Origin of the sequence: Parafrankia colletiae, assembly GCF_001854655.1 — a bacterium.
Taxonomy (GTDB): Bacteria; Actinomycetota; Actinomycetes; order Frankiales; family Frankiaceae; genus Parafrankia; species Parafrankia colletiae.
Genome location: NZ_MBLM01000185.1, coordinates 1 through 12,678, shown reverse-complemented (window position 1 = coordinate 12,678; position 12,678 = coordinate 1). Strand labels below are relative to the sequence as shown.

The window sequence follows — 12,678 nt, the reverse complement described above, 5'->3', positions numbered from 1 at the left end:
CTGTACGTCCGGCTGGGAGATCAGCAGCGTGTGCTGCGGCCAGCGGATGGCCGTCGCCACACGTTCGTGCTCACCACCGGGCCTGCCACCGGCTCGGACGAAATCGGGACGGGCCCGGCGAACGGGGTCGATGGCATCGCCCTGCCGGCAGATCTCATCGTCGGTTACGCGACGGGTACCGGGCCGGGAGCCGCCGTCTGGGAGGAACGGATCCCGCTGGCACGCCGGGCGGGAGGAGATCTCTCCCTGCTCGCTCCGGGGCTCGGGTGGCGGCGACTGCCCGCAGGCCCGGGGGCCGCCGCCGGGCCCGGCGGCGATCAGGACGCATGGCCGTGGATCTCAGCTGCGACCCGGCCGGTGCTGCAGGTCGATCTGGCACCCACCCGCCCCTGAGCGTCCCGCCCCCGATCTCCGCACCGTTCCCGGACTCGGCGCACCGTTCCTCCCCGCGCCGGCGTGGGGAGGAACGGTGCGGAGCGCAGACATTCGGCGGGCATATGGCGGATTCCGCGCGGAACGAATATTGGTGCCGGGTCGCGCTGAATCAGGACGCCGGCTAACGCAGCCGGCCAGGGCCCGATGGGCGGCCTTCGGCGTGGGTCCGCCCGAGTATCCTTTGCCTGCTGTTTCCGGTGTTTGACTTCCGGTACGTGACCCGCCCGCGCCGGGTTCAGTCTGGGGATGCGATGGGCCTTCTCCGAACATTCAGGACGTTATCAGTTCTCTTCTTCTGCGAGCAGTATCCGCCGATTGTCTGGGACGGCGCCGGTACCTATACCGCGACGCTCGCGGCCGCACTGGTCGGACTCGGGCACAACGTGCACGTGCTGTGCGCCCAGGGGCGCCGCATCACGGACACGGTGGAGCGCGGCGTGCACGTCCACCGGCGGCCGTTGTTGCAGGCACCGGTGACGCGCGCGCTCGGCGGTTACGGCGCCCGACTGCGCGGCCCGCTTTACCCGCGCGACTCGCTGGCCCTGCGGGCCAGTCTCTCCCTGTCGTACAGCGTCTGGATGCGCCACCTGCGGCTGCGCCCGGACATCATCGAGACGCAGGACGGGGAGACCCGTGGGCTGATCGAGGCCGTCCACGGCACCTACCCGCTCGCCATCCACCTGCACTGCCCGACGATGCTCGCCGTCCGTCTCGCGGGGCGGCCGCTGGGTGTACGCGGGCAGCTGGCCGACCGGCTTGACCGCACCTCGGCCCGGCGCGCCGCCGTCGTGACCGCGCCGTCACAGCTGCTTGTCGACGAGCTGCGCCGGAGCGGCTGGCTGGGGCGACAGGCCGTCGAGGTGATCCCGAACCTCTTCGACGCGGAGCCGTGGCGGGGTGTGCCGGACGTGCGGACCACCGGGCCGACGATCGCGGTGGTGGGGCGGGTGGAACCGTCCAAGGGCGTCGACGTGCTGCTGGACGCCTGCGCCCGGCTGCGTGCCGCCGGGGTGGTGCACCGGCTCGTCGTCGTGGGCCGCTCGGCCGGTGAGATCAACGGTGTCCCGTCGGGTGCCTGGCTGGCCTGCCGGGCCCGTGAGCTGGGGCTGGACGTCGAGTTCACCGGGCATCTGGCGGCCGGGGAGATTCGCGAGGTGTTCCGCCGGGCCCGGGTCGTGGCGGTGCCCAGCCACTTCGAGAGCTTCTCCATCGTCGCCGCCGAGGCGCTCGCGGCGGGACGTCCCGTCGTCGTGACGAGCCGGACCGGAATCGCGCCGTTCGTCCGGAGCTGGAACGCGGGCAGCGTGGTCGCCGCCGGCGACCCGGGTGCGCTGGCGGACGCGCTGGCGCCGTTCCTCCTGAACGCCGGCTGGGCGGCCGAGGTCGCTGACCAGGGCAGGCGCGGCGTGGCCGACCTCGATCCGGAGGCCATCGCCCGCCGCAAGGAAGCCGCCTACCGCCGGGGCATCGCGGAGTTCCACGCGCGGCGCCGCCTGCTCGCACCAACCGCACCAACCGCACGGGCCGCGCCCCGCGGCCCGGTCAGCCCGGTCCCGCCGTTGCCCGGGGCGACGCCTGCTCGTCAGCGGTCCGCGATGTCGCTACCGACGCCACGGTTGCCCGCCACGGACGGTCGAAGTCGAGGTGACGCAACGAACCGGCCGGGACGTAGATCTCGTACCGACTCTCCAGGACCGCCAGCAAGGATCCGCTGAGCGGCGGCGGAACCAGCGCGCTGCCCCCTCCGGCAGCGCGCGCCACCGCGGCATCGCCCCTGGAAGGGACGGCGGGGCCGGTCTGCGTGACATGCTCGGCGAGCGCCTGCTTCTGGTGTTCGCGCAGGCCGCGGGCGTCGACAAGCAGCGGCCGCAGCTCGCTCACCCGCCGGATGGGGGCCAGCAGCAGCCGGCGGGCCGTCCAGCGGCCGGTGCCGTGCCCGACGGTCCAGGGCCAGTGGGTCCAGAGCCACACGGTGTACTCGAGGATCTCGCCGCGGAAGCCGCTGGCCTGCACCGCCCGGCGGACCGCCTCGTGGCTCGCGTCGTGGTCCGGATGCCCCTCGCAGGAGGTTGGCACGAGGATCTGCCGGGGCGTCCGGCTGCCGACGAGCCGGGCGAGCGCGGCGGCGACCTCGTCGAGGTGCTGGTCCAGCGCGGTGTCGGGAAAGTCGAGAAAGACCACGTCACCCTCGTCGACGCCGAGGCGGGCGCAGGCCCGGACCGCCTCGCGCCGCCGCACCTCGGACAGCTGCCCCGAGGTCTCCACAGCGGAGGCGCCCCCCGCGCCGTCACTGACGATCGCTACCGTCACCGGGACGCCGGCCGCCCGCTTCCGCATGATCGCTGCCGCGCAGCCCAGCGTCTCGTCATCCGGGTGCGGCGCGACGACCAGGCAGGACGTCGACGCCATCGCGGCCGTGATGTCGAGCCCGCGGAAGGCCCACGCCCGCCGCCAGAACGCGCGGGCTGCCACCGGGACCCGAGCTCGCCTCCGCAACCCGCGCGCAGCCTTCACGCCGGACAAATACGCGGTGCCGGACAAATGCGCGGTGCTGGGTGAACTGTCGGCTTCGGGTGCGGAACCGGAAAATCCGGAAGCGTCCATTTCGCGGTACCCCCAAACCTCCGTGCCCCCCGCTCCGGCGATTCTCGCCGGAAAGGAACCCGATCGGCCCGGGTGACGGTGGGTCGCACGAGACCATGATTTCACTGGTCCCGCATCATTCGGTTCAGGCGTGTTCCCCGGTGGGTGCGGACCGCGGCGGGACGCCGTCGGGGCGATAGGTCCGCACGGGTGCGGAGGTCGGGTCGGTGCCCAGGGTGTTGCCGCACCGGGTGGAGAGCCAGCGGCGGCGCCCGGGTGTCGGCCGCCAGCTCTCGACGTCGAACGTGTCGCCGGTCGCGTACTCCTCGCTGCCGGAGCCGGGCACCAGGGCGAGGAACTCGTGGCAGCGGAGCTGGTCCTGCAGGCTCTCGGCGACTCCCCGGTCAGGTGTGCCGACACAGGCGCGGACGGCTGCCCAGATCTCGGCACTGGCGGCGTCCCGGTCGTCGGCGTGGCGTGCCTCGTCCTTGGGCCACACGGAGATTCGGAAGTCGCCGCCCGCCCACTCCTGGACCGTGATCTCCTCGATGTACCGGCTCGCACCGCAGAACGGCGCACCCGGAGCGGCGCCGTCGGGGGCAGCGGGAGCGCCCTGTGGGGCCGACGACCCGCGCTCCGAGCCGCTCCCGCCGCTGCCGGAGCCGCTCCCGGCGTCGCCGGCGCTGCTGGTGGCATCCCCGGGGTCGGCCGAGGCGGCGGGGGTGGGCGCGACGGCCGCGAGGTCGCTGGAGGAGCCGGAGTCGGCGGCCGAGTCGCTGTCCCCGTCGTTGCCCATCACGATCGCCGCGGCGGCCAGCAGGGCGACGCCGCCGATCAGGACCCCGCGGGACCGGCGGTGCTCAGTCATGCATCGAGGGTAGAGCCTCGCCGGACGGCTGCGCGGCGATCCGGCGCGCTGGTTCGCCCACCCGCCCTCGGTGCCGGCAAAAGTCAACACCTATCCCGTGGGCCGGGAGTCTGATAGTTCCCGTAGAGGTCGCCGTCCGCCCTGTGGGACCCGGAGGATCACATGTACCCGCCCGATTTCGTGACGCTCACCCCCGACAAGCCCGCGGTGATCCTCACCGGTGGCCCGGACGGTGAGGACCGCGTCCAGACCTACCGTGAGCTGGCCGAGGGGGCCGCGCGGCTGGCGCGCTTACTCGTCGACTCGGGCCTGCGCCCGGGCGACTGCCTGGCGATCCTCGCCGAGAACCATCTCCGCTATTTCGAGGTGGTGTGGGCGGGCCTCAACTGTGGCCTCTACATCACGCCGATCAACTCCCACCTGACAGCGCCCGAAGTCACCCATCTCGTGAACGACAGCGGCGCCCGGGCACTGATCAGCACCCGGAAGCTGGCCGGCCTCGCCGAGGAGGTCGTGGCCGACACGCCGCACGTGCTGCTGCGGCTCCTGCTCGACGGGACGTCCGCGCACTACGCGGAGCTCGACACGGCCGCTGCCGGCTACGCCGCCGGGCCTCGTGACGACGAGGTCCGCGGCTCGTTCATGCTCTACAGCTCGGGCACGACCGGTCGGCCGAAGGGCATCCGCTTCCCGCTGCCGGACACCCCCGCCTCGGCCGGCGATGTCCAGCTGCTGAACGGGACGGCGCGCATGTTCGGTCTCGGCGCCGACTCGGTGTACCTGTCACCCGCGCCGCTCTACCATGCGGCTCCGCTGCGGGTGTCCGCCGTGTTGCACAGTGTCGGCGGCACGGTCGTCGTGCTGCCGCGCTTCGACGCCGAGGAGGCGCTGCGCGCGATCGAGCGCTACCGGGTGGGCGCCGCACAGTGGGTGCCGACGATGTTCGTGCGGATGCTCAAGCTCCCGCCGGAGGCCCGCGGCCGCTACGACCTGTCGAGCATGCGGGTGGCCGTCCACGCCGCGGCGCCGTGCCCGGTCGACGTCAAGCGCCGGATGATCGAATGGTGGGGCCCGATCCTGTACGAGTACTACTCCGGTTCGGAGAACTTCGGGAGCACCGGGCTGTCCAGCGAGGAGTGGCTGGCCCACCCGGGCTCGGTCGGCCGCCCCCAGGGCGGTGTGCTGCACATCTGCGCGGACGACGGCACCGAGCTCGCCGCGGGGGAGACCGGCACCGTCTACTTCGAGAGCCGCGGCGCCGGCTTCAGCTACCACCGCGATCCGGCCCGGACGAAGGCGGTGAGCCACCCCGCCCATCCGGGCTGGCGCACCCTGGGCGATGTGGGCCATGTCGACACGGACGGCTACCTCTACCTGAGCGACCGCAAGGACTTCACGATCATCGCCGGGGGCGTGAACATCTACCCGCGCGAGATCGAGGACGTCCTGGTGATGCACGACGAGGTCGTGGACGTCGCCGTCTTCGGCGTCCCGCACCCGGAGCTCGGGGAGCAGGTCAAGGCCGTCGTCCAGCCGGTCGACCCGGCCGACGCCGGGGAGGCGCTGGCCGCGCGGCTGCTGGACCACTGCCGGGACCAGCTGGCACCGTTCAAGTGGCCGCGGTCGATCGACTTCGTGCCCGAGCTGCCCCGCCTGGACAACGGCAAGCTCTACAAGAAGCCCCTGCGGGACGCCTACTGGGCCGCCGCCTCCACCCCGTAGCCGTCCACCGCGGAGCCGTCCACCGTGCCTCACAGCGGCAGCGGGTCGATGTCGCAGTCGAGACGCACCCAGCTGACGGCGGACCGGGTCGCCGGGTGCTCGTCGCCGAGCACCCGGTCCAGGGCGTGGACCACCTCGGCGTGGAGGGCTTCGGCCCGCCCCGTCTCGCCCAGTGCACGTAGGTCCGTGGCCAGGTTCGCGTGGACCGCCAGCGTCGCCGGGTGCTCGGCGCCCAGGCACTGGCGGGCGCGGGCCAGGGTCTCCTCGTCGAGCGCGCGGGCCGTCTCGGGCCGGCCCAGCGTGTGCTCGTCGCTGGCCAGGTTGGCTGCACAGCGCACCCGCAGCGGATGATCCGGCCCGAGTTCGGACGTCAGCACCGCGAGCACCCGCGTGTTGAGCTCGTGCGCTGTCTCGGTGTCGCCGCGGAGCCGGTGGATCACCGCCAGATTCGCCTCGGCTGCGAGGGTGTGCGGGTGGCCGGCGCCGGCGCCGCTGTGGAGGCCGGCACGGACGTCCGCGCACAGCCGGAGCGCCCCGTCGAGGTCGCCGGTGTGCCGCAGGTCCGTCGAATGGCACTGCGCGGAGGCGAGTGTCTCCGGGTGGGCCGGGCCGTAGCGGGCCAGCAGCCGCTCCCAGGAGATCCGCGAGGTCCGCAGCGCGGTGTCGAGCTCGCCCGCCCGACGCTGCACGACGGCCAGGTGCCGCAGCGCCCGCAGCAGCTCCGGATGGCTCTCGTCGGCCAGCAGCACCCGCAGCCGGCCCACCAGCTCCTCCTGACGGCCGCGTGCGCCGGGGTAGTCGCCCAGCTCCCGCAGGTTGAGGTTCTGGCTGCTGTCGGACTCCAGGACGGCAAGGTCGTCCGCACCGGACCGGGCCCGGGTGCCCGCGCCCGCACGTGAGCGGGACCGGTGCCCACGCCGGCGCCGATGCCGGTGCCAGGTGTCGTCGTCGATGTCCCGGGCCTGCCGGACCTCGCCCGCCAGCCGCAGCGAGACCGCCAGGTCGTGCGCGGCGCCTAGCGTCAGCGGATCGTCCGGCCCCTGGGCGCGCACAGCGCGTGCCCAGGCGGTATGGCCCAGCTCGACCGCCCGGGCGAACTCGCCAGCCGCCCGACGGTCCGCCGCCACGGCGGCCAGCGCACGCAACGTCACCGGATGATCCGGCCCGTGGACCCGCTCGCCGATCTCCAGAACCCGCGCGTTGACTGGCGCGGACACCGCGTGATCCCCGACGGCGAGCAGCAGCCGGCCGAGCCACCCTCCCACCGCGACGGTGTCCGGATGCTCCTCGCCGAGGATGACCCGCCAGCTCTCGTGGGCCTGCCGGGCCAGCTCCAGCCCCTCCTGGTGGTCGCCCCGACCGAACAGGGAATGGACCGTGTTGACCAGCATGCCCCGCAGCAGGGGCTCCCGGCCCTCCACCGCACTCGCGGCGATCACGTGTGGGTACAGCTCCGCGTAGGCGGACCATGCCCACGGGGCCGCCGGCTCGCCGGGGTCGCTCGCGGCGAGCAGGCGGCGGGCGCCGGCACGCAGCTCCTCCCGTTCGTCTCCGCTCATCCGGTCGAGCACCACCAGCTGAACGAGGCGGTGCACCCGCAGCGCCCCCGACGACCCCGGAACTTCCGGCAGCCCCACGCGGTGGTCGACGCGCGCCAGGGCATGCCGGGTGATCGCGCGGATCGCCTCGCCCAACCGCAGCGGGTCGCGCAGGACGGCGTCGAGCTCGGGAGTGATCGAGACGTTCCGCCCGGCCCCGAGCAGTCGCCGCGGGATCGGGGCCGACGCCAGACAGGCACAGAGCCGCAGCAGCCGCAGCGCCGCCGGGTCGGACACCGCCAGCCGGTCCAGCGAGTCGTCCCAGGCCGCGCGCACCGGCAGCCGGTAGTCCAGTGGCGAGGACGTCCCGAGTGTCTCCAGCGGCCTGTCCGAGAGCAGGCGCAGGTACTCTCCGGCGGGCATGCCCGTCTCCGCCAGCCAGGCCGCGGCCTGCGCGACAGCCAACGGCAGGTCACCCAGAGCCTCGGCGACTCTGCCGGCTTCGGGCATCCTGCCGGCTTCGGGGACCGCCTCCGGGTCGGCCGTCTGGACGGTGTGGGGAGCGGTGCGGGAAGCGCCGATCGGGCCGGTCCGCCGGTGGAGCAGGTCGATGCTCTCCTCGCGGCGGAACACGTCGACCTCGAGCGCGTGAGCCGCTCCCGCCCATTCGGCGTTGCGCGACGTGACCAGGACACGGCCGGTGCCGCCGGCGGGGAGGAACCCGCGCATCGCCAGCGGATCGTCGGCGCCGTCGAAGACCAGGAGCCAACGGCGGTGCGGCCGGCCGGCACGCAGGGCCTCCAGGACGGCCGGGACGAGCCCTCCGACAGCTCTGTCAGCCTCGGTCGCTCCTGTCCCGGCTACCCTGGCCGTCTTGGCTCTGCGGACTTGCTTCGCCGTCCTGGCTGTTCCGGCGGCCTCGGCTTCCGGGCTGGTGCCCGCACTCGCCCCGGTGCCTCCACCCGTGCCGAGCCCGAGGCGCTCGGYCAGCTCCACCAGCGACTGCCGGACCTGGGTTTCGTCACCGGCGGGTATCCACCAGACCACGTCGAAGTCGGTCAGATGCCGGTACACGTACTCGATTGCCAGCTGTGACGTGCCCACCCCGCCCATGCCGAGCAGTGCCACGGGCAGGTCGGACGTCTCCCCGGCCCGTAGCCGTTCGTGCAGGTCAACGAGCAGGCCGGCGCGTCCGGTGAAGTGCGGATTGCGTGGTGGCAGCGCCCCCCGGAGCGACGGCGGTGGGCCCGTGGGTGACGGCGGTGGGCTCGTGCGCGGCAGCGGCAGCCGGGTCGCGGGTGCCTCGCCCACCACGACGGGTTCGATGTCCGCTGTCTCGATGTCGACGGCCTCGATGTCGACGGCCTTGACGTCCGTGGCCTCGGTGCCTGTGGGCTTGGCGTCCGTGATCTCGGTCTCGGCGCGTTCGGCGGCCGGCTCGGACGCGAAGGGCTTTGCCTCGGCAGGTTCTGCCCCGGTGGGCTCGGATGCGGGGGGCGCCGTGGACCGCGGCGTCTGGCGCTTTGTGCGGCGGCTTTTGGCAGCGGCGGTCGGGCCCGTGTCGTCCGTGGGTGTCCGGGCCTGGGGGGCGGCGGCAGAGAGAAGATCGCTACTTTCGGTCACGAGTTCAATACCAGTCGTGCCTGACGCATTCGGTGGTGTGGACACGCCGTGAGGCGTCCACGTCCCTGCCGGATCCTGGCGGCGCGGGCGCCAGAGCGGGGTCCGGGCGGGCGGCGGCGGCAGGCAGCGGTCGACTGCGGTGACCGTGAAACGTAGCGCGCAGGCCCCGCCTTTCAGAGCGGGGTTAGCGCGTCAGCTCCGACATCAGGGTGGCGGCGGAAAGGTGTATTCTGCCGGCCGTGGGGAGTCGGGTGGTGAAGCGGGCGTATCGGTACCGGTTTTACCCGACCTCCCATCAGGTGGAACAGTTAGCGAAAACGTTTGGTTGTGTGCGTTACGTGTACAACCGGGCGTTGTCCGAACGGCGCCGGGCGTGGGCTGGGGAAGGGCGTCGGCTCAGTCACGCGGAGACGGACAGGATGCTCACCGGGTGGAAACGCGACCCCTCGACGGTGTGGCTCGCCGAGCCGTCGAAGGGCCCGTTGCAGGCGGCGTTGCGGCATCTGCAGAGGGCGTTCGTGAACTTCTGGGAGAAACGGGACGGCCCCCCGTCGTTCAAGAAGAAAGGCAGGGCGCTCGACGCGGCGACCTGTTTCCGCAACTGTTTCACCTTCCGCGACGGGCAGGTAAGGCTGGCGAAGCAGGAGCAGCCGTTGGACATCGTCTGGTCGCGTCCCCTGCCGGAGGGGGCCGTGCCGTCGCGGGTGACGGTGTCGCGCAACGCCCGCGGCCAGTACCACGTCTCGATCCTGGTCGAGGAGACCGTCACCGGCCTGCCGGTGTCGTCGGGGCGGGTCGGGATCGACGCGGGGATCACGTCACTGGTCACCTTCTCCACCGGGGAGAAGGTGGCCAACCCTCGGTACGAGAAGGCCGACCGGGCCCGGCTCGCCCGCGCGCAGCGGGCGCTGTCCCGCAGGCGGAAGGGTTCGGCGAACCGGGCGAAGGCCCGCGCTCGGGTGTCGAGGATCCATGGTCGGATCGCGGACCGGCGGCGCGATCGTCTGCACAGGCTGTCCACGAGGATCATCCGCGAGAACCAAACGGTGGTCATCGAGGATCTGTCTGTGCGTTCCATGGTCCGCAACCACTCGCTGGCGCGTGYGATTTCCGATGCGTCCTGGTCGGAGCTGYGGCGGATGCTGGAGTACAAGGCCGGCTGGTATGGCCGCACYGTCATCGYGATCGACCGGTTCTRYCCGTCGTCCAARACCTGTTCGGTGTGCGGGTCGAGGGTGGAGAAGCTGCCGCTCGACGTCCGGGAATGGACCTGCCACCGCTGTGGCACGGTCCACGATCGGGACGTGAACGCGGCGACGAACGTTCTGGCCGCGGGGCTCGCGGTTGCTGCCTGTGGAGAGGGAGTGAGACCACCTCGCTCCCAGGAGTGAGGAGGCGTCCGTCGATGAAGCAGGAACCTGTATCGCGAGGTACAGGAATCTTCAGCCTTCAGACCGGAGAGGATGTCAAGCGTTCATCGCTCTTTCGGGTCGGCCGGGTCGGTAGGCGGCGACACTCCGCCCGCGATGATGGGACGGATGACGACACCCAGCGCAGTGCCACCGCCCGAGCCGCCCGAGCCGCCCGCCCCGGCTGAACCGGCCGTCTCGCCGGGCGCCGCCGCGGCGCTCGACCGGGCAGCCGATCTGCTGCGCGACGCCGACGCACTGCTGGTCTGTGCCGGTGCCGGCATGGGTGTGGACTCCGGCCTGCCCGACTTCCGGGGCACCACCGGATTCTGGCGGGCGTACCCGCCCTACGCCCGTCTCGGGCTGTCGTTCACCCAGCTCGCGGACCCGGTGCACTTCGGCGCCGATCCGTCCCTCGCCTGGGGCTTCTACGGCCACCGCCTCGGCCTCTACCGCCGGACGGTTCCGCACGCCGGCTTCGCCGTGCTGCGCCGGTGGAGCGCCCGGCTGCCCGCGGGAATGTGGGTCTTCACGTCGAATGTCGACGGTCAGTTCCAGCGCGCCGGCGTCGCTGAGGTGGCCGAGGTCCACGGCTCGATCCACCACCTGCAGTGCCGGCTGCCCTGCACGCAGGACGTCTGGTCCGCCGACGGCGTCGAGGTGGACGTCGACCCGGAGACGATGCGGGCGCGGGACCCGCTGCCGCGCTGCCCGCACTGCGGGGACCTGGCCCGTCCGAACATCCTGATGTTCGGCGACTGGAACTGGGTCGGCCGTCGCAGCGAGACCGGTCTGGACGCGTGCGCCTCCTGGCTTGACGACCTGACCAGCCCGCGGCGGCTGGCAGTGGTCGAGATCGGCGCGGGCACCGCGGTGCCGACCGTGCGCCGCATGGCCGAGTCCGCCGCGGCGGCCGGCCGCCTGATCCGGATCAACCCGGATCAGGCGGATCTCCGCGGTGGGGCGGGCGTCTCCGTGCCGCTCGGCGCGCTCGCGGCTCTGACCGAGCTGGATGCCCGCCTGCCCTGAGCCTCCAGCCGAGGCGAGGCGTCAGCAGTCGCCCCGGGGCAGCTCCTCGACCACGCTGGTGCCAGCGCCCGCACGCGACTCCCACTGCCACGTTTCGCTCAGCCTCAGGCGGCCGTCAGGGAGCTCTTCCACCACCGACACGCAGTGGCCGGAGGCGGTGGTCCCGTCGGTGTGGAGCTGTACGTACCGGAAGTCCAGAGTGTCGCCGGCGACAGTGCCGACGAGGTGGCCCCGTCGGATCCGGCCGCCCGCATAGGTGGCTTCCACCAGGTCCCGGTCCTGTCGATAGTCGAAGAGCGTCCCGACGCCGATCTCGCCGCCCGTTACGTCACCGACCGGCGCGAACCGCCGCCCGTCCAACGTCCCCCAGGGGGACGGGTTCCCGGCCGGGTCCGGCGGGCCTTCCGCCGCCGGGCCCGTGCCCTTGGCCGACTCGCTCACGCCGTCGGCCGGCGGGGGTCCCCGGGCCGCTGCCCGTCGCGGATGGCCTCCACCACCAGGCCCATCACCCAGCTGACGGCCTGTGCCGCCGTGTCGGGGTCGAGCTGCCAGCCTCGGACGAGGCGCTCGTAGCCGGGGAGGCTCCACAGGACGTCCAGCACCGCGGCCGTGGCCCGGCGCTCGTGCTCCGTCCATCCGGTGCTGTGTGGGGCGACGGCGTCGAGGTCGAGATCGTCGTAGCCGACCCCGGCCTCCGTCTGCAGCCGGCGCATGACAGCGGCGTGCAGGTCGCGCTCGGTGGGAAAGTGCCGGTAGACGGTGCGCTCGCCGACTCCCGCCCGCTCGGCGCCGGCGCGGAAGGCCAGGCCGCTCCAGTCCCAGATCGGGAACTCGTGGACCAGGGCCGAGCCGGCGGCGACGATGCGCTCACGGGTCTGGCCGGCGCGTTCGCGGCATACCGGGCTGTCGTAGCGCCGCCGTTGCCGGGGCTGACCGCCTTCGCCGTCGGATGTTGCGGGCGTGCTCATATTGATGGCATCATACTGTCGCAAATCGATGACCGGCGCGAACCTCAACGTCGACGGCGGTTCCGACCTCTGCTGACCTGTGCTCCCGCGCCACCCGCGGCGGCATGCGTCGCATGTCGCGGTGAGTTGTCATGAGGCACCGTGAGCCGTCACGTGTCGGACCACACATCGATGACGCGGGCTTGGAAACACGCCTGCCGTTGGTTGGGTCCATCAGAGATGGCAGGCCGTGGCACGCGACCGTCGCCACGACCGGCCGCACGGGCCGCCGACCCGACGGGAAGATGGACGGATGCGCCGAGCGTGGACATGTCGACCTACGGCGTGATCATGGCGCCGGGTGGCGGGATGGGCGCGGCAGTGCACGAACGGCGGGWACCACAGCGACGGAGAGAGGCARCCCGGCATGGGTCGACTGACGCATCTGCAGCGGCTGGAGGCGGAGAGCATCCAGATTTTCCGGGAGGCCGTGTCGGAGTGTGAGCGGCCGGTGATGTTGTATT

Annotated in this window: 8 protein-coding genes and 3 pseudogenes; 6 read left to right on the top strand and 5 right to left on the bottom strand. The window is 72.6% G+C overall.

Features of this window, described 5'->3' with window-relative positions:
* Together CC117_RS33190 and CC117_RS33185 are read left to right on the top strand one after the other, a co-directional pair.
* Positions 1–393 (top strand): annotated as a pseudogene (locus CC117_RS33190) (hypothetical protein); the annotation flags it as partial.
* A gap of 293 nt (positions 394–686) precedes the next feature.
* Positions 687–2,150: a glycosyltransferase family 4 protein gene (locus CC117_RS33185; RefSeq protein ID WP_071092229.1), complete on the top strand. Its 1,464-nt coding sequence runs from the start codon at positions 687–689 to the stop codon at positions 2,148–2,150.
* A gap of 307 nt (positions 2,151–2,457) precedes the next feature.
* On the opposite strand, the pseudogene CC117_RS39670 reads toward CC117_RS33185, so the two are convergent.
* Positions 2,458–2,844 (bottom strand): annotated as a pseudogene (locus tag CC117_RS39670) (PIG-L deacetylase family protein); the annotation flags it as partial.
* A gap of 319 nt (positions 2,845–3,163) precedes the next feature.
* Positions 3,164–3,886: a DUF2599 domain-containing protein gene (locus CC117_RS33180; protein WP_071092225.1), complete on the bottom strand. Its 723-nt coding sequence runs from the start codon at positions 3,884–3,886 to the stop codon at positions 3,164–3,166.
* Between the two features lie 162 nt (positions 3,887–4,048).
* Between CC117_RS33180 and CC117_RS33175 the strand changes: the two genes are divergently transcribed.
* On the top strand, positions 4,049–5,608 hold the full coding sequence (locus CC117_RS33175) for an acyl-CoA synthetase (RefSeq protein ID WP_071092221.1): 1,560 nt from the start codon (positions 4,049–4,051) through the stop codon (positions 5,606–5,608).
* A gap of 29 nt (positions 5,609–5,637) precedes the next feature.
* On the opposite strand, the gene fxsT is transcribed toward CC117_RS33175, so the two are convergent.
* Entirely contained in the window at positions 5,638–8,769 is a 3,132-nt protein-coding gene (gene fxsT / locus CC117_RS33170; protein WP_071092219.1) for an FxSxx-COOH system tetratricopeptide repeat protein, read from the bottom strand.
* Between the two features lie 254 nt (positions 8,770–9,023).
* On the opposite strand from fxsT, the gene CC117_RS33165 reads away from it, so the two are divergent.
* Both CC117_RS33165 and CC117_RS33160 read left to right on the top strand, forming a co-directional pair.
* Entirely contained in the window at positions 9,024–10,160 is a 1,137-nt protein-coding gene (locus tag CC117_RS33165) for an RNA-guided endonuclease InsQ/TnpB family protein (protein WP_407673634.1), read from the top strand.
* Between the two features lie 147 nt (positions 10,161–10,307).
* Positions 10,308–11,207 (top strand): SIR2 family NAD-dependent protein deacylase, encoded by a 900-nt coding sequence (locus CC117_RS33160; protein WP_116287973.1) that lies wholly within the window; start codon positions 10,308–10,310, stop codon positions 11,205–11,207.
* A 21-nt stretch (positions 11,208–11,228) separates the two neighbouring features.
* Here CC117_RS33160 and CC117_RS33155 read toward each other — a convergent pair whose 3' ends face one another.
* Both CC117_RS33155 and CC117_RS33150 read right to left on the bottom strand, forming a co-directional pair.
* The gene (locus CC117_RS33155; protein ID WP_071092232.1) at positions 11,229–11,567 is read right to left on the bottom strand and encodes a hypothetical protein; all 339 of its coding nucleotides are present in this window, start codon (positions 11,565–11,567) and stop codon (positions 11,229–11,231) included.
* Between the two features lie 77 nt (positions 11,568–11,644).
* On the bottom strand, positions 11,645–12,175 hold the full coding sequence (locus CC117_RS33150; protein ID WP_071092213.1) for a TetR/AcrR family transcriptional regulator: 531 nt from the start codon (positions 12,173–12,175) through the stop codon (positions 11,645–11,647).
* 406 nt (positions 12,176–12,581) lie between these two features.
* On the opposite strand from CC117_RS33150, the pseudogene CC117_RS39665 reads away from it, so the two are divergent.
* Positions 12,582–12,678, top strand: a pseudogene (locus CC117_RS39665) (sulfate adenylyltransferase subunit CysD); the annotation flags it as partial.

Coding starts and splice junctions, on each gene's coding strand:
- CC117_RS33185 (WP_071092229.1), top strand. CDS start 687: ATGGGCCTTCTCCGAACATTCAGGACGTTATCAGTTCTCTTCTTCTGC.
- CC117_RS33180 (WP_071092225.1), bottom strand. CDS start 3,886: ATGACTGAGCACCGCCGGTCCCGCGGGGTCCTGATCGGCGGCGTCGCC.
- CC117_RS33175 (WP_071092221.1), top strand. CDS start 4,049: ATGTACCCGCCCGATTTCGTGACGCTCACCCCCGACAAGCCCGCGGTG.
- CC117_RS33160 (WP_116287973.1), top strand. CDS start 10,308: ATGACGACACCCAGCGCAGTGCCACCGCCCGAGCCGCCCGAGCCGCCC.
- CC117_RS33150 (WP_071092213.1), bottom strand. CDS start 12,175: ATGAGCACGCCCGCAACATCCGACGGCGAAGGCGGTCAGCCCCGGCAA.